Below are 18421 nucleotides of genomic sequence, written 5' to 3' on the forward strand. Positions count from 1 at the left end.
CAGCGAGAAGAATAAAAAATAAGATACCGCAAATAAATTTTCTTTTAAGATGAACTCCGGACGATCAAGGACTGACCGATGATGCAACGCTCTCTCAATCTTTTAGCGATCGCGCTTCTCTTTGTAGGTACAAATGCACCCTTAACACTGGCTCAATCGATTGCTCAAACGCAACAGATCGATCGCAAATCAGAAGCCGATCGCTTATCAAAACAAGGTCAGCAGCAGTACGAATCCGAGCAGCACGAAGCCGCGATCGCATCTTGGGAAGCAGCACTAAAAATTTATCGGGAAATTGGCGATCGACAAAAAGAAGCAAGCATTCTGAACGATCAAGGACGCTCTTACACGCTGCTATCTCGCTACGAAGAAGGAATTCGTGCGTTTGATCAAGTACTCTCTATTTTTCAGCAACTCAAGCGGCGCAACGATGCAGCAGTCGTCTTGATGAATCGGGGAAGTGCTTATACTGCTTTATCTCGTCACGAAGACGCACTCCGGTCTTACGATGAAGCTTTATCAATCGTTCGTGAAATGAACGATCGCAGCCGTGAAGCAGAAGTTCTAATGAATCGCAGCATCACGTATGCTTACCTCACTCGTAACGATGAAGCGATCGCAGGTTTCGGAGCTGCTTTAGCAATCTTTCAAGCTGCAAACGATCGGAACAATGTCGCTAAAGCACTGATGAATCGAGGCATTGTCTATAATTTCATCTCTCGTTACGACGATGCGATCGCAGCTTTCAATCAAGCCTTACCGATCTTTCGAGAACTCAAAAATCGTCGCTCAGAAGCTTCAGCACTATCTAGTCTTGGAGATGCGTATCGTTTCTTATCCCGTTTCGAGGAAGCTTTAACCGCATTCGATCAAGCTTTACCCATCTTGAGAGCGATCAAAGACCGAAGCGGGGAAGCAGGCGTTCTGATGAATCGGGGAGTCGTTTATGATTTGCTCGATCGTAATGATGAAGCGATCGAAGCTTACACTGAAGCTTTATCGATTTTTCGATCGATTAAAAACCCTCAAGGGGAAGCAGAAGCACTCAGCAACTTAGGCATTATCTACGGTGCGCTGTCTCGACATACGGATTCAATTCAGGCGCATACACAAGCACTCTCAATCTATCGAGCGATCCGAAACCGTGACGGGGAAGCATTAGCACTGATGAATCGCGGAATTGCTTATGTTGCGATTTCACGCTACGAGGATGCAATTCGAGCTTATGCAGAATCTTTAGTGCTTCACCGAGCGATCAAAAACCGTAACGGGGAAGCAAAAGTTCTATTGAATCAAGGGAATGCTTATCGAGCTTTACGGCGCTACGAAGATGCAATTCGTTCGTATAATGAAGCATTGCCCGTCTACAAAGCGGTTAGAGATCGCTCTGGGGAAGCACGAGCATTGTATAATCTGGGTGCTACTTACTTTGAGATAGGTCGATTTGCTCCAGCAGAACAATCTCTGAAAAGCGCGATCGCTGTTTTTGAATCGATTCGACTCGATCGACTTTCTGAAGCAAATAAAATCTCATTCTTCGAGACTCAAGCCGTTAGCTACCGCATCTTACAAGAGGTAATGATTGCACAGAAGAAATTTGAAGCAGCACTCACGATTTCAGAATGGGGACGAACAAAAGCGTTAGTAGAACGATTAAGTCAACAGTTGCAGCCAACAGATTCACCCTCTCAAGCAGCACCGAGCGCGGAGCAACTTCGACAAATTGCGCGATCTCAGAATGCTACTCTCGTTGAATACTCGCTCAACGAACGCAAACGAGAACTCTATATCTGGGTTGTTCAGCCGACTGGAGCGATCGACTTTCGACAAGTCAAGTTAACCGACGTTCTACCGCAGCAATGTTCTTCGATCGCACAATTGATCGGAAATGGTCGTCAATCGATCGGGGTTCGGAGTTCCCAATCTGATTGGCTAATTGTCGATGACGCAGCCCAAAAGAATCCCTGTGCCCAGTCTGATCGAGATGCAAATTTCAGAGCGCTTCATCGATTGCTGATTGAACCGATCGCATCTCTTCTTCCAACCGATCCGAATCAGCACATTGTTTTTATCCCAGATGGAACACTCTTTTTAGTTCCCTTTGCTGCTCTCAAAGCTACAAACGGTCAATTCTTAATCGAGCAACGTACAATCCGTACTGCTTCTTCGATTCAACTGCTGGATAAAACTCGTGCGCTCAACTCTCGTCCAAAAGGAAACAATGTGCTGATTGTTGGCAATCCGCTGATGCCGATCGATCCAAATTCTACCCAAGCGAAACAACTATCGAATCTACCGAATGCAGAACAAGAAGCTAGAGCGATCGCGCCTTTATTCAACACACAAGCGATCACAGGCAAAGCAGGAACGAAACAAACAATCCTTCAGCAAATCTCTGATGCTAGAGTGATTCATTTCGCAACACATGGATCGTTTTCCGATCGCAATGGTTTCAAAAGCTGGTTAGCGCTTGCTCCCTCTGAAAATGATAGTGGGATTCTTACGGCTGAAGAAGTCGCGCAACTGAAGTTAAATGCTGATTTAGTGGTTCTGAGTGCTTGTGATACGGGACGGGGACGAGTGACGGGTGATGGGGTTGTGGGATTATCTCGATCGTTTATTGCCGCAGGTGTTCCGAGCGTGATTGTCTCATTGTGGGCGGTTCCTGATGCTCCTACAGCAGATTTGATGAAGGAATTCTATCAACAACTAAAACGCAATCCTGATAAGGCTCAAGCCCTAAGACAAGCAATGTTAACAACGTTCAGAACCCATCCGAATCTGAAAGATTGGGCGGCTTTCACACTGATCGGGGAGGCACGATGAAACGTCGGTATTTTCTTCAAACGACAGCTTTAAGTGCAATTTATCTCGCTCAGGCAGAACAGTATCGTCAGGCATTAGCTCGATCGAGTTCACGCAAACTTGCATTATTAGTCGGCATTAATAGTTATTCGGAGACTCGCAATCGCAGTCTTTCCCCTCTAAACGGTTGCAAAACTGATGTTGAACTTCAACGCGAACTTCTAATTCATCGCTTTGGTTTCAAACCTTCAGATATCAAAATCTTGCTCAACGAAGATGCAACTCGAAGCAACATCCTACAAACTTTCGAGACTCATCTAATTCAGCAAGCAAACTCAGATGATATTGTTATGTTTCACTTTTCAGGACATGGCTCACGAGTGTTCGACTCTGAAGCAATTACCTCGGATCAAGCAAATACCGCTTTCGTTCCTGCGGCTTCAAATCATCTCAATCCTGACCAAAGCGTGAATGACATTATGGGCAAGACCTTATTTCTATTAATGTCAGCCCTGAAAACAGAGAATGTTACTGCCGTTTTTGATTGTTGTTACTCAGGGGGTGGAACTCGCGGAAGTGAACGAGTTCGAGCCGATGCAAGCAATACGCTCTATCAACCGAGCAAAGTAGAAATTGACTATCAGAAGAGTTGGATGCGAAAGCTGGGATTGACTCCTGAACAATTGCGCGATCGCAGAAAGAAAGGCGCGAAAGGTGTAATTCTCGCTGCCGCCACAGCGAACCAACTTGCAAAAGAAAATGATCTCGCTGATGTATCTTCTGGCTTGTTCACGTACTTTCTCACTCAATACCTTTGGGAATCAGCAGAGAGTTTAACGGACGCAGAAGCAATGATTAAACGATCGCTGTTCGCTGCCACAGGCTTCCAAGAACCCGTTTTTGATGTTGGACCCGAACTTACAACAAAGCCAATCTACTTCACGGCTCCGATTGATCGATCAGCTCAAGCGGTGGTGCAATCCATTCGACAAAATCAAGCTACTCTTTGGTTAGGAGGATTAGATAAGAGAACATTAGAATCTTTTGGAACGGGATCAACGTTCTCAACATTAGAGGGAACAGAGACAGTAACCATCATTGAACGAAAAGGATTAACCGCGATCGCAAAAATTCCCAGCAAGCTCCGCCCCGGAACATTGCTAAAAGAATCCGCACGAGTCATTCCAAGAACAATCAAACTGCGAATTGGTTTAGATTCATCGTTTGACGATCAAGCGCTGAAGATTGAGAGCGATCGCATCGAATTTGTCCCGACTCAAAACGGTGCTTATCCTCAATTCGTTCAACATATTCTCAGTCGCGCAACTTCAAACAGCATTGGATTATTCTCACCGAGCTTAGAACGATTGCCTGATTCATTTGGGCAAGCTGATGAATCGATTTCAGATGCGATCGTACGTCTCACCCCCAGATTTCAGAGTCTTTTCGCCGCTCATCTCATTCGCCAAACCCTCAACCCGACTGCTTCACAGTTAAACATTGAAGTTTCACTACATCGCCAAAACCAACCGGATCAAATCATCGCTCAGTCTAGTACAAATCGAAGTTCAAACCTTCGCAATCAACCGATTCCAGTTAAAACGCCTTGTCAATTTCAGATTAAAAATCACGATCGTTCATCGCTTTACTTACTCATTGCCTTGATCAGTCCGAATGGTCGTTTTTCGATCGTTTTTCCGAATGATTACATTAGCGGAGATTTGAGCGGTGAAGTGTCTGCAAAAGCAAATCGATTCGTTCCTGATCCAGATCAAGGCGAAACCTTCAGAATTGTACCTCCTTTAGTTGGACGAGGTGAAGCTTTAATTGTTGCGAGCCGTAATCCACTCACGAGAACTTACAAACAACTAAGAACACTAGCAGAAGAATCGAATCGAATGCCAATCGCGATCGCAACTCAGCGGGGAATTGATGCGATCGAGAATCTTCTCTCTGATCTCGATCGCCAATCTGGTCATTCCACTTACAAGATTAGCACTGAAGATGTTGCCACTCTTTCCCTTGCATTCCAAATTATCTAAAGATTTACTACATCACAGGGTACTGTCAACTTAACCCTCGTGACCCCGATCGTCGAAGCCTTGCCGTACCAAAACATTGACAACATCACCCTGATGGCTGTGGCAATATGGCTAGGATGGTGCCTCTTCTAATAACGGCCTCGGAAAAAATTAGTTGTAGCCAATGAGTTAAATAACTCTGCAATGAAACTCGATGAGCTTCATTGCAGAGCCAAGATGCTTTATGGACGACAGATTAACGTCCCAGCAACCGGGGTCAGTGCCCTGACCGTTGCGGTATTAGGACCGCCGCCGCCTGTCACAACAAACTGTTCAGAGCCTCTTTCGTTCATGTATTGAACGGTCACCTCTGTCCCAAAGGTCAAGTATGTTAAAGAATTCCTTCCCGATAGTGCTTGAGTGACAGCATTTGTTCTGACATCCTGTGATGATCGACAATCGACCGTGAGCAGCGACAAACTTGTCTGTGGGTACTGTGGTGGTTCCAGAAGACCGATATCCTCCAAGGTTTCTGTGGGTAGTGTTCTAGATGTGTGGGCATAACGTTATACTGCTCGCCCGAACTCATGACGATTGATGAATAATCCAATCACAGTATCATGCATCTTCTCAGTCTTGGAAAAACAGATCGTCTTTCTGGCAAGCCGCTTGATCCGAGTTCTCAAAGTTAGATGTTTCCGCTCAATGCGCTGTGTGTTGGCTTTGCCAACCGTATGGTGCTGCTCATCTAGCAATCGCAAGTAAGCTCCCCAACTATCGGTGTAAAACCGTTGAATCGAAAAAGGAGCTAACAGTTGCTGAAGTTGCTTAAGAGCTGAGTCTTCATGGGTGGCTAGCACATAGGCAAGGACTTTTCCAGTTTGATGGTCAATCGCGTGCCACAACCATCGTTGATGCTGCTTTGACTCGACAAAACTCCACATCTCGTCCATCTCCGCCGCCTCGACTCTGACGACCATGACTGCCGTGTTATCCGGTTGGTGCTGTTCGAGCAGACTTATGTTTACTTGTTCAAGTTGACTTGACTTTTTTTCAGCGTTTCAATCACAGTCGTTGGGCTAATCTTCAACACTCTGGCGGTATCACGAATACCACTGCCGTTGATTGCCATGTCGCTGATTTGCGCTTTGACTTCAGGCAGTCGTCCTCGATAGCTAAAGTTCAAGATAAATGATCGTCTCGAACACTCTAAGTTACGGCAACAATACCGTTGTTTTCCAGCAGCACTGCGACCATGCTTAACGACATCCACACTCTGGCAATCGGGACATTGAACAGGTTCTAGGACCATCTCTAGACTCAGCCCTCTAACACATCGTTTTCATTCTGCCATATATCCACATATCTAGAACACTACCGTTTCTGTGATGGGAGAGGGTTGTCTGACCTGATCCAAGATCCGTTCGATATCGGTACGGCTTTGGGGAGGATGTCCAATGACGACGATCGTTGGGAGTGTTGTTTGAGCCTCAGCGGGGTGTGGAGTTAGGACAGTGCTACAAGACGCGACTAAGGATAGTCCGATCAGTGCTTTGCAAGAGTTGATATTCATGACTTTCAGAAAGTAAACAGTTTGTTTGAATGTGTTGAGCATAGAGCGCGGTTAAATGTCCCGATGCTCATCATGGTTGACTGTGCGATCTAAGATGCTCTTAGAAGTTTTAGAGAGTTCATTGAACTTCTCATATCGGTGTAGAGTTCACTCCTAGAGAGGTTATGCAATCTCAAGAATTCGCTCTACGATAAATTCAGACGGTCGAGGAATTGCGATGAACAGCAGATTAAGTTTGATGATGGTGCTGATCCTTGTTGGAACAAACCCTACAATGGCTCAAACCACTCTGGTTACTCAACTTCAGCACTCTGAAAAAGTCGAAGCAGATCGATTGTTTAATCAAGGATTGCAGCAATATCAGGAAAATCAGTATGGATCTGCGATCACATCCTGGCAATCTGCATTAAAGCTTTACCGAAGACTTCGTGATCGACCAGGAGAAGCGCAAACCCTACTACATCAAGGTAAAGTCAGCTTTGCTCTGTCTCGCTATGGAGAAGCGCTGCAACTATACAGTGAAGCACTACCGATTATCAGATCGCTGAAAAATCAAGATAGCGAATCTACTCTACTCTTACTTCAAGGGAATGCTTACTTTGCTCTAGCCCGCTATGAGGAAGCATTGCAACTCTATCATCAAGCATTGTCGATCGCTCAAGCGGTTCAAAACCACAGTGAGGAAGCCAACAGCCTGATGAGCCAAGCGAATGTCTATACATCTCTTCTTCGCTACGACGAGGCAATTCACACCTACGGTGAAGCACTCCTCATCTTCCAAGCCGTTCAAGATCGCAGAGGCGAAGCAACCGTTCTACTTAATCTAGCAACAACCTATCGCCGCTCCTCCCGCTACAAGGAAGCGCTTCAGTACTACAATCAAGCACTGCCCATTTTTCAAAAACTGAAAAACCGTATTCTTGAAGCACACACCTTATTAAGTCGAGGCATTGCTTACGTTTCCCTCTCTCGCTATGAAGAAGCAATGGCTGGCTACAATCAAGCACTGCCCATTTTTCAAAAACTCAACGCTCGCGATCATGAAGCAAACGCCTGGATGAATCTGGGGTTCGCTCAATTTGCAGTGCAGCAATTTTCTCAAGCAGAACGGTCGCTCAGACGGGCGATCGCAGTATTTGAACAAATTCGATTAGACCGACTCTCTGAAGCAAATAAAATTTCAGTGTTTGAGACGCAAACGAAGAGCTATCGGGCGTTACAAGAAGTTTTAATTGCTCAAAATCAACCTGAAACTGCCCTGACCATTTCAGAGTGGGGGCGTACTAAAGCTTTAGTTGAACGGTTAACTCAACAGCTACAACCATCCTCGCAACTGATTAGCCAAGCCCCCTCTCTTGCTACCCTGACTCAGACTGCACGATCGCAAAATGCCACTTTAGTGGAGTATTCAGTCATTGATGATCCTAAAGGGCAAGAAACGCGACTCTTTATATGGGTGATTCAACCGAATGGCAGCATTGCGTTTCGTCAAGTCAATCTTGCAGCAGTTCTACCGAAGCAATGTCCAACAATTTCTCGTTTGATTGGTAACAGTCGTGACTCAATCGGTGTTCGTAGCTCCCAATCAGATTGGCTCATTGTCGATGCAGTCACTCAAAAGCATCCTTGTACTCAGTCTGATCCCGATGAGAATTTCACAACACTTTATAAACTGCTAATCGAACCGATCGCGTCTCTACTTCCAACTGATCCGAATCAGCACATTGTTTTTATTCCCGATCGCACTCTTTTTCTTGTTCCTCTTGCTGCGCTTAAATCTGCTGATGGTCAATTTCTAATCGAGAAGCACACAATTCGCACTGCCCCTTCTATCCGACTCCTAGACAAAACCCGTGCCCTCAAATCACTGTCAAGCGGGCAAGGTGCGCTAATTGTTGGGAATCCTTTCATGCCGAATGATCCAAATTCAGCACAACCGCTCTCGAATTTGCCAAACGCCGCACAAGAAGCGAATGCAATCGCGCCTTTATTTGGCACTCAAGCAATCACTGGCAAGCAAGGAACTAAGAAAACTGTCCTTCAACAAATGTCGGATGCAAGGATCATTCATCTTGCAACGCATGGCTCGTTCGACGATCGTAATGGCTTCAAAAGCTGGTTGGCGCTTGCTCCATCTGAAACAGATAATGGAATTCTCACGGCTGAAGAAGTTGCACAATTGAAGCTAAATGCAGATTTAGTGGTCTTGAGTGCCTGTGATACTGGACGTGGAAAAGTAACTGGAGATGGAGTCATTGGACTATCGCGATCGTTCATCAGTGCAGGTGTTCCAAGTGTGATTGTTTCACTCTGGGCTGTTCCTGATGCTCCGACGGCTGAACTAATGCAGGCATTCTATCAACAGTTGAAACACAATGCCGATAAAGCACAAGCACTCCGTCAAGCAATGTTAACGACTCTCAAAACTCATCCCAATCCAAAAAATTGGGCAGCATTCACACTCATCGGTGAAGGGCTATAAGATGTCGTCATGGCAACGATATTATCTTCAGCCTTGGTCGAGGCGTTAAATCTGTCATCAAGCGCGGTCTGGCTGGCGCTGCTACTTTACGATCATCCCTACTAGTTGTAGCGTGTGGGAAAAATAGGGTTCGGGATAGACTTAGAAATGAACAGATAGAGTTCGAGATAGGGTTCGCTCATATTTTGCACCTTGTCTCATTGAAACGTCTGTGGAAATATCTATGAAATAAGGGTTTGAGAAATGGGAGCAATTAGAGGTTTGAACCGAAACTATTTCGACAGCACGCAAAATCAGGCATTTCGAGTCGTCTGAAGCACTGCTGTTGTAGAAATTTATATTGGCTAGAAAGCCTCTCTAACAGGACTTACAGCGATTAATGTCTAAGTGTTAAGGTATCAATCAAAGATAGGGATCGATTTAGATCCGGATCTCGATCTGTTTCGATCTCTACGCGCGACCTTCAGCGTTGCGCCTCTACTGGGAAGCCGTCTTCCCCCTGAGTTCCTGTCCCATGTTCCCATGTAAAAGGGTCACTGACCCCGCCTACATCAGCAGTAAGTAATGACCCTGATGGCGTGCAAGGCACAAAAGCCTGAATCACTCTTAACCTCTAAGAATGACAGGGCAAGGGCAAGCTGGATAAGGTATGGCGCGACAATAGTAGGCACTTGTCCAAATTTGGTGATCTAGCATTGAGAGGGAGCTAACTTGTCAGCAAGAAGCGCTGCTCTAGTAACTTGATTCCTGCTCGACCGTACATCTGCCTTTTAAGTAGCTTCAATCGATTGATTTGCCCTTCTACGGGTCCGTTACTAATCGGCAGAGTCATTGCTGCTTTGACTGCTTCATAATCCTGCTGTAGTCCTTGAGCAAACTTCTGAAAAGGAACGAGATCGCTGACCTCCACTTGCTTTAACCAAGTCTCGAACTGCTCTGCTTGCCGACGACGAATGATTTTGCAAAATGCCTCACTCAGTTCAATTGCGGTTTTCAAAACAGGCGAGTGTATCTTCAATCTCTTAATCAGTTGTTTTTGCTCACGGGTGCGCTTCTTTGGTACACGCATCACAAGCCAAGTCGCTCGATTCGCACTCAGCGGTGTAGCAGGAACCGTTGACCCAGCCTTGCGTTTTGGAGTAGGCAAACGAGGGTGATCTTGAGATTGAGAAGTCAGAGGCTTGGCTTCGCGTAACCGATGAACATATCGACTTAATGTTCGTCTACTCCCCTTGTAGCCTTGGCGTTTTAGTGCACTAAACAATCCGTAGGGTTGCTTGTGCTTTTGTAAGGACTCAAGGATGAAGGCTCGATAGGGCACAGCTAGGCTATCGCCATAGTCACTGCGTCGTTGAGGGTCAGCAAACTGAGGTTTGCGAAGGTCTCGTTGGACAGTCCGAATCCCCAAGCCAACTTCCTCGGCAATCGCAGTAGTAGACCATCCTTGCTCAAACAAACTCCAGATTGTTTGATGTTGTGTACTACGCTTCTGCCAGTGAGCAGAACCAATGGTCTGCTCTGCTTGTGGTTCAGCGTCTGTTTCTGGTGCTAGGGCTGATTTTGGAACTAAATCGCTCAAATGCTGGGCAATGACCGCAATCGTTTCTGAACTCACCTGCTTCGACTCGGTTTTCCCGACCGTTTTCAACACCTGAGTTTGAGTTCTCAAAACTTGCTCTAAAACCTCCGCCAGATTCTGCATCAGATGGAATCGGTCTGCAACTTGAGTGGCACTCGGCGCACCTGCTGTAATTGCACTCCGATACGTGGAGGAGCGGTCTCGTGATACGAATTCGATGCCGCGATACTGGCTCAACCATTCGGCAACAGGTTCCGCCGCTCGTCCGGGGAGTAATGCAATCGGTTTATGCGTCTCTAAATCCACAATAATCGTGCCATAGCTCACACATTTCCGAAAAGCAAAATCATCAATTCCGACAATTCGAGGCGAGGCAACTTGTGGAGGAGGTAGGCGCATCACCAATCGCAGAATAGTATTGCGGCTTACAGGACAATGCAGCTTCTGGCTCAGCCTAATTCCGGCTGCACCTCCTAATACCAAGCCGATTTCACTCAATTGATCGTTCAGCCGTCGCGTCCGGCGTGCCCAAGGTGCTGCGATTTCGTGCAGTCGTTCGCTGAAGATGCGGCGTTGACACGCGGAGTTATCACAGAAGAATTTTCGCACTGCAAATTGCATCACCACCCGATAGTCCGCCCACGGCAAATCTCCGAGTGTTCGTTCATAGCAGCTATGCACTCGAACTGCTTCGTGCTGACAAACTGGGCAAGGTGCAAATGCTTGAGTTGAACAAAGATAAATCTGCACTTGCTTCTGAACGCGATCTAGCTCATAGTTTTGGATTTCTATCTGTTCTGAGTTGGGTAATAGTTCTAAAAATCTCACAAGCAATCTGAAGAGTTCCCTGCTCTATTCTAGCGAATTGCTTCACCAAATTTGGACAAGTGCCCAATAGTATTGGCTCAACCGACAATTACGGGCACTTGTCCAGATTTGGTAATCTAGCATCGAGAGATAGCTAACTTATGAGTAAGAAGCGCTGCTCTAGTAACTTGATTCCTGCTCGACCGTACATCTGCCTCTTAAGTAGCTTCAATCGATTGATTTGCCCTTCCACAGGTCCGTTACTAATCGGCAGAGTCATTGCTGCTTTGACTGCTTCATAATCCTGCTGTAGTCCTTGAGCAAACTTCTGAAAAGGAATGAGATCGCTGACCTCCACTTCCTTTAACCAAGTCTCGAACTGCTCTGATTGCCGATGGCGAATGAGTTTGCAAAATGCCTCACTCAGTTCAATTACAGTTTTCAAAACAGGCGAATGGGTTTTCAACCTCTTAATCAGTTGTTTCTGCTCACGGGTGCGCTTCTTTGGTACACACATCACAAGCCAAGTTGCTCGATTCGCACTCAGCGGCGTAGCAGGAACTGTTGATTCAGTCTTGCGTTTTGGAGCAGGTGAACGAGGGCGATGAGATTGAGAAGTCAGAGATCCGGCTTCGCGTAATCGATGAACATATCGACTCAATGTCCGTCTACTCCCCTTGTAGCCTTGTCGTTTTAGTACACTAAACAATCCGTAGGTTTGCTTGTGCTTCTGTAAGTACTCAGTGATGAAGGCTCGATAGGGCACAGCCAGACTATCGCCATAGTCACTGCGTCGTTGAGGGTCAGCAAACTGAGGTTTGCGAAGGTCTCGTTGGACAGTCCGAACGCCCAAGCCAACTTCCTGGGCAATCGCAGCAGTCGCCCATCCTTGCTCAAACAAACTCCAGATCGTCTGATGCTGTGTGCTACGCTTCTGCCAATGAGCAGAGCCAATCAATTGCTCTTCCTGCAATTGGGAGTCTGTTTCTGATACTTGATCTGATTTTGGAACTAAATCGCTCAGTATCTGAGCAATCACAGCGATTGTTTCTGAACTCACCTGCTTCGACTCGGTTTCTCCGACCGTTCTCAGCACCTGTGTTTGAGTTCTCAAAACTTGTTCTAAAACCTCTGCTAGATTCTGCATCAGATGAAATCGGTCTGCAACTTGAGTAGCACTCGGCGCACCTGCTGTAATTCCACTCCGATACGCGGAGGAGCGGTCTCGTGACACGATTTCGATGCCGGGATACTGGCTCAGCCATTCGGTAACAGGTTCCGCAGCTCGTCTAGGGAGTAATGAGATCGGTTTATGAGTTTCTAGATTCACAATGATCGTGCCATAGCTCACACACTTACGAAAAGCAAAATCATCAATCCCGACAATTCGAGGCGCTGCAACTTGTAGCGGCGGTAAACGCATCACTAATCGTAGGATGGTATTGCGACTCACAGTGCAATGCAACTTCTGGCTCAACCGAATTCCGGCTGCACCTCCTAATACCAAACCGATTTCACTCAATTGAGCATTTAGCCGTTGAGTTCGTCGTGCCCAGGGTGCTGCGATTTCATGCAGTCGTTCGCTAAAGATCCGACGTTGACAGGAGGCGTTATCGCAGAAAAATTTTCGCACTTCAAATTGCATGACTACCCGATAGTCTGCCCACGGTAAATCTCCGAGTGTTCGTTCATATCGGCTATGCACTCGAACTGCTTCGTGCTGACAAATCGGGCAAGGTGCAAATATTTGAGTTGAACACAGATCAATTCGCACTTGCTTCTGAACGCGATCTAGCTCATAGTTCCGAATTTGTATGTGTTCCGAGTTGGGAAGTAGTTCTAAAAGTTCCACGAGTCATCTGAAGAGTTCCTTGCTCTATTCTAGCGAATTGCTTCACCAAATTTGGGCAAGTGCCGAACTTCGGGATCATGTCAGCTTTTGGTGATCCCCTTGTAAGTAACGTGAAAACTTAGCGATAATTTGCTGATTCGTTAGCAGAATAATTTCTTAACTCTTGATAAATCACAAGACCACTTCTGCCAGCTTACAAAAATCCAATACTTTTCTTTGTCTTTCAGCAATCGCTTCACTGGGAAGTCTACATAATTGTATCTGTTGCTTCAACAAGATGCAAGTCATTCAACTTGCACTCAGAACTCGCCGCCTCAATAGCTCAAAGCCCGCTCTTCCGTACATCTGTCGCTTGATCATCTTCAGCCGATTGATTTGTCCTTCCACTTGTCCGTTACTCACACTCAAGGTCATGCCTGCTTTCACTGCCTCATAGTCTTCTTGCAGACTCTTGGCAAAACGCTGAAATACAACCGCAGAGCTTTCAACGGCTGATTTAAGCCAAGCATCGAATTGATCTCCCTGTCGTTCTCGTACCAAGGTCGCAAAGTTCTCTGCTAATCCAATCGCACCTGATAGTGCTGAGTGTTGCCTCAATCGCTCTAACCATTGTTGGTCTTCTGAATTGAGTTGTTTGGCTGGTCGCAGGACAAGCCATGTAGCGCGTCTTGCACTTAATGGGGGTTGCGTATCTTTGAGATCAGTGGGACAAGCACCTCGCCCCTCTTCCTGACTTAATTGAGATCGCTGTTGCTGTTTCAGTTGGTGGGTATAACGTGCCACGGTTGGATAGCTGCCTCGATACCCCTGCTGCTGAATCAGCTTGTACAGTTCCTTCGTGCTGCGTTGTCCACGGTTCCACTGCTGTAACAATTCAGGCTTATACTTGTCCAACTGGCTCCAGCACTGCCGTTTCTGCGGTTGCCACTCTGGAAAGGTCGGCGTTGCCAGGTAACGAGCTACAGTGCGTTCTCCCATGCCGAGATGATGAGCGATATCTAGCACTGCATAACCCTGAGATCGCAGGCGATGGACTTTCTTAAACTTGGCACGTCGTTGCTCGTTCCGTTGAGCTTGTAAAGCCGTTGGTTGACGTGCAACACTCGCCCTCGCTTGTTGCTGCTGGTAGTATTGCTTTTCGATTGCTTTGAGTACTGCCTGATGTCCGGCAAAGTAGCGCTCTAGTACTTCAGACAAGTTTTGCAGGAGATGAAAGCGGTCTGCTACCTGAATTGCTTCTGGTGCTCCTTGCGTCATGCCCTGCTTGTAGGTCTTCGAGCGGTCTCGTGAGAGAACTTCGACACCCGGATGCGCTTTCAGCCACTCTGCTAATGTGTTCGCTTCACGATCTTCTAGCATTGCTATCGGACAATGACGCTCTAAATCGACTAAGATTGTTCCATACCGCTGTCCCCGGCGAAAAGCAAAGTCATCCACTCCGAGAATCCTGGGTAAACCGCTCTGAGGCAATGGCAAGCGCATGACACGCTGAATCAAGGTATTGCGGCTGAAGCGATAGCCAAGTTTCTGGCTCAGGCGCTTGCCTGCTGAGCCGCCCAATGCCAAGCCAATCGCGCTAATTTGGTCAATAAAACGCTTGGTCGAGCGTGCCCACGGCATAGCCACTCTCGGTAAGCGTTCCGTGAAAATTCGCCGATTGCAGTCTGAATGAATGCAGAAGAATTTCCGCACTTGCAGGTGCAGTGTCAAGCGATAGTTGGCACAAGACAAATCTTGCAACGTTCGATCATAATGGCTGTGAATCCGAGAGCTGGATCGTTGGCAAAGCGGACAAGTTGCTTGGGATTGGGTGGAGGAAACGGTCAAACTCAAGTGAGCAGTTTCACTATCGATTGCCCAGTCCTGAAGGTGAAGATTGGCAGGATCAGGCAGGAATTGTTTGAAAAAGTCCAACAGCTTATGTCGTGAAGAGGGCTATTTCTATTTTGGCAAATGATTCACCAAAAACTGACATGATCCCAAAGTATTGCAACCCAATTTGAGGGGCTTTCCTGTCTAACTCGGTTAACAGTCTGACTATAAGTTGATATTTCCCGTTCCAACTCTGTCAGTTCGCGACCAATAAAATATAAATGTTCGGGTATGTGAAATCCGCAATAGCCCACATGCTCAAAATTTCCGGTTTCCATTGCACTTTGATAGCTCTCTAGCAAAATTGGTAGCGTCTCTTTAAGATGCTCTTTCCAATGCATTACAGAAGCAGCAAATGCAGTAAATATCTTAGTCTTAATTTCTTTAACATTGACTTGTTCGGCTAAACTTAAAGCCAATTTACCAAATTTATAACCAGTCTCAATTTCTTGGACTATGCCACACAAAACAATTCCATAAACGACATAACCCTGTGCAGACCAGGTGGTATTGCCATAGGCGATCGATAAATTCACTTCTGATAATGAAATCAGCGGGAACAGATCGGGAGCAGCAATAAATGTCAGAGAGGTGATGCTAGATAAAATACACATCGCTGCTAGTGGTTCAGGTTGGCTCATTCTTCTCAGATTAATGAGTTCTGCAACTTCCTGAGAAGCTAATTGTGAAGCGGTTTTCTTCAGTTCTATTTGAATATCCAACTGAGTGGGTTCTTCGGGTAATCTCACACCTAAACGAGCGAGTACCATAAGCCCAGTCTTAATCGCTTGTTTAAGATTACCCTGTGATGCATCTGCTTGAATTTTGACATCGTAAACTTTAACTTCATCGAAAACTGTTTTGGCGTTGTTATGGACTACACAAGCCAAGTGTTCCATTGCAATAAAGTCGCCACACAAATACGCCACCTCTACTGCTTCTGAATACAACGTTAAGGTCAGGTCATACTCACTCTGCCAGCTTTCTGAATCGAGAAGTTTCAGTCCGGTATTGAAATACTTAAAAGCTGCTTCATAAGCTGTTGCTGCCTTTGCCTTCTGACCTGCTATCAAATTCAATTTGGCAATTTCAGTTCGTTCTGGTTGAGTAGTGACCAGTTCAACCCCATGATTAAGATGATCAACAATAGCGAACAGCCGATCGGATTGTTGCTCTAGTGAAGTTTTTTCGAGTAAATTGCGACCGATTTGGAGATGAACAACTTGTTTGTGTGACTCATCAATCAAAGCATAGGCAGCTTGCTGTACGCGATCGTGCGAAAATCTGTAATTCTGAATCAGCAGATTCTCATCTAGCTCTGAGGTCGTTAGAATCAACTCCGACTGAATCACTGTTGTCAGTTCTGCAAAAATTTTAACTGCCGATCGTTCGCAGATTGCTGAGAGCGTTGCTAAATCAAACTCAGCACCCACGCAAGCCGCTAAACGCAAGACCTGTTGAGTTTGCTCCGGAAGTTGTTTCAGCTTCTTGATCACTAATTCCACCACATTGTCGGTAATAGTTTCGGCTTGAATGTGAGCAACATTCCACTGCCAGCATTGCTGATTATTGTTGAAGACGATGAGACTTTCGGTATACAACGTTTTGAGAAACTCATTCGTAAAGTAGGGGTTGCCATTCGCTTTCCGCCATACTAACTCTGCCAAAGGTGCGATCGACTCAGTAGAGGTGTGCAAAGTCTCACCAGTTAGTTGAGCTACTGCCTCCAGTCCCAGCGGAGCTAATGTTATTTGATTGATTGCCACCCCTTCCTGTTTTAGCTTCTCTACGGTTGTAAGAAGCGGATGCGCCTGAGTAACTTCGTTATCCCGATAGGCTCCAATTAAAAGCAAGAATTGCATCGCCCAATCGCTCAGGATCAACTCAATCAGTTTAAGCGTGGCAGAGTCTACCCATTGCAAATCATCTAGAAAAATGACCAGAGGATGCTCCTCGGAACAGCAGGCTCGAATGAACTTTTGAAAGACAAGGTTAAATCGATTTTGTGCCTCGGTCGATCCAACTTCTGGCACGGGCGACTGCTTGCCCACAATTAATTCAACTTCCGGGATGACATCAATAATCAGTTGTCCGTTGCTTCCCAAAGCTGTGAGCAGTCGCGATCGCCACTCTTGTACTCGTTCGTCAGGTTCACCTAACAATTGCTGCACTAATTTTCGTAGGGCATCGACGATCGCGCTGTACGGAATATTGCGCTGAAATTGGTCAAACTTACCAGAGATAAAGTAACCGCGCCTTGCCGTAATCGGTGTATAGAGTTCTTGTACTAAGGCAGATTTACCAATGCCAGAATAGCCCGACACCAACATCATTTCAGAAGACGTGGGAGTCTCCGGATCTTCTCCTGCTACTCTTTCAAACGCTGCTAATAATGCGGCAATCTCCGTCTCTCGTCCATAGAGCTTCTGGGGAATTTGAAACTGATCCGAGACATCTTGCAGACCCAGTTGGATGGGAGCCACTTGACCGCTTGCTGCTAATTGTTCAGCACACCGTTCCAAATCTGCTTTGATCCCCCAGGCGATCTGATAGCGGTCCTCTGCATTCTTCGCCATCAGTTTGAGAATCAGATCTGAGATAGGTTGAGGAATTGTTCCATTCAGTTCATGCGGTGGAACAGGCGGTTTGGCAATGTGAGAATGGACGAGTTCAAGGATGTCTATTGTGGGAAACGGCAGTTGTCCAGTTAGCAGTTCGTAGAACGTCACACCCAGCGAGTAAAAATCGGTACGGTAATCCAGCGATCGATTCATCCGCCCGGTTTGTTCTGGAGACAGATAAGCCAGTGTCCCTTCTAAAACATGAGGGCTTTTAAAGCTTGGATTCGTGCGACTAAATTGGGTAGCAATCCCGAAGTCAATGATTTTGACCACGCCCGTATCGGGATTCAGAACAATGTTGCCGGGATTAATGTCCTTGTGAATGATATTGGCAGCATGGATTTTGCCTAGAATGTTTGTTATGTCGATCGCCAGTTCTAGAAACGTAGTTAAGGGCATGGGACAGAAGATTGCGGGTTGCTGCCGCATCCAGTGTTCTAGGGACTCGCCGCCGAAGTCTTCTAAGAACATAACGAGCGTCCGCTGATAGTCCTGCTGACTGTAAACTTTGATGATGCCTTCCAGGTTTAGAGAGCGAGTAATGGCATATTCCTGTCTGTAGCGCGTTAATTCTTGAGGAGAAGGATAATCTTGCTTGAGGAGTTTGATAATGATCGCTCGACCATCCTCTTCTCTAACGCCCTGATACACCAAAGACGCTGAACTCTCGTAGATTTTGCGTTGAACGGCAACTCTAGGTAGGGCAATCATCTGAATCTCCTGATGAGGTTTTGCCTTGGGTCGAGCGAACAGCTATCTCATATCTTGTTGTGGCATCAGGTTAATGCCTGAAAACATTAGAGGGCACA

The 18421-nt window shown here is 46.3% G+C and carries 9 protein-coding genes; 3 read left to right on the top strand and 6 right to left on the bottom strand.

What is annotated here, in order from left to right:
• Nucleotides 1-78: 78 nt before the first annotated feature.
• Both LEPBO_RS0134335 and LEPBO_RS39430 read left to right on the top strand, forming a co-directional pair.
• Complete coding sequence (locus LEPBO_RS0134335; RefSeq protein ID WP_026149133.1) at nt 79-2826, top strand: CHAT domain-containing tetratricopeptide repeat protein; 2748 nt, start codon at nt 79-81, stop codon at nt 2824-2826.
• Nucleotides 2823-4847, top strand: coding sequence for a caspase family protein (locus LEPBO_RS39430; protein ID WP_017292124.1), 2025 nt, complete (start codon nt 2823-2825; stop codon nt 4845-4847). Before LEPBO_RS0134335 ends, LEPBO_RS39430 begins: the two co-directional genes overlap by 4 nt.
• A gap of 545 nt (nt 4848-5392) precedes the next feature.
• Here the strand turns inward: LEPBO_RS39430 and LEPBO_RS45665 are convergent.
• A protein-coding gene (locus LEPBO_RS45665) for an IS1 family transposase (RefSeq protein ID WP_455565126.1) occupies nt 5393-6138 on the bottom strand; the annotation gives its coding sequence in 2 pieces (ribosomal slippage) (nt 5393-5883 and nt 5883-6138; 747 coding nt in all).
• 54 nt (nt 6139-6192) lie between these two features.
• On the bottom strand, nt 6193-6399 hold the full coding sequence (locus LEPBO_RS0134355; RefSeq protein ID WP_144056472.1) for a hypothetical protein: 207 nt from the start codon (nt 6397-6399) through the stop codon (nt 6193-6195).
• Nucleotides 6400-6616: 217 nt separating this feature from the next.
• Here LEPBO_RS0134355 and LEPBO_RS39435 point away from each other — a divergent pair, with 217 nt between their 5' ends.
• Nucleotides 6617-8881: a CHAT domain-containing protein gene (locus tag LEPBO_RS39435; RefSeq protein WP_017292126.1), complete on the top strand. Its 2265-nt coding sequence runs from the start codon at nt 6617-6619 to the stop codon at nt 8879-8881.
• Nucleotides 8882-9587: 706 nt separating this feature from the next.
• Here LEPBO_RS39435 and LEPBO_RS0134365 read toward each other — a convergent pair.
• From LEPBO_RS0134365 to LEPBO_RS39440, 4 genes are all read right to left on the bottom strand, one after another.
• Nucleotides 9588-11288 (bottom strand): ISL3 family transposase, encoded by a 1701-nt coding sequence (locus LEPBO_RS0134365; RefSeq protein WP_017292127.1) that lies wholly within the window; start codon nt 11286-11288, stop codon nt 9588-9590.
• 133 nt (nt 11289-11421) lie between these two features.
• The gene (locus tag LEPBO_RS0134370) at nt 11422-13119 is read right to left on the bottom strand and encodes an ISL3 family transposase (protein WP_017292128.1); all 1698 of its coding nucleotides are present in this window, start codon (nt 13117-13119) and stop codon (nt 11422-11424) included.
• Nucleotides 13120-13407: 288 nt separating this feature from the next.
• Nucleotides 13408-15033 (bottom strand): ISL3 family transposase, encoded by a 1626-nt coding sequence (locus LEPBO_RS0134375; RefSeq protein WP_026149134.1) that lies wholly within the window; start codon nt 15031-15033, stop codon nt 13408-13410.
• Between the two features lie 44 nt (nt 15034-15077).
• Nucleotides 15078-18323 (bottom strand): ATP-binding protein, encoded by a 3246-nt coding sequence (locus LEPBO_RS39440; protein WP_017292131.1) that lies wholly within the window; start codon nt 18321-18323, stop codon nt 15078-15080.
• Between the last annotated feature and the right edge of the window lie 98 nt (nt 18324-18421).

It is taken from the genome of Leptolyngbya boryana PCC 6306 (assembly GCF_000353285.1).
GTDB classification, from domain to species: domain Bacteria; phylum Cyanobacteriota; class Cyanobacteriia; order Leptolyngbyales; family Leptolyngbyaceae; genus Leptolyngbya; species Leptolyngbya boryana.

Coding starts and splice junctions, on each gene's coding strand:
- LEPBO_RS0134355 (WP_144056472.1), bottom strand. CDS start 6,399: ATGAATATCAACTCTTGCAAAGCACTGATCGGACTATCCTTAGTCGCG.
- LEPBO_RS39430 (WP_017292124.1), top strand. CDS start 2,823: ATGAAACGTCGGTATTTTCTTCAAACGACAGCTTTAAGTGCAATTTAT.
- LEPBO_RS0134335 (WP_026149133.1), top strand. CDS start 79: ATGATGCAACGCTCTCTCAATCTTTTAGCGATCGCGCTTCTCTTTGTA.
- LEPBO_RS39440 (WP_017292131.1), bottom strand. CDS start 18,323: ATGATTGCCCTACCTAGAGTTGCCGTTCAACGCAAAATCTACGAGAGT.
- LEPBO_RS39435 (WP_017292126.1), top strand. CDS start 6,617: ATGAACAGCAGATTAAGTTTGATGATGGTGCTGATCCTTGTTGGAACA.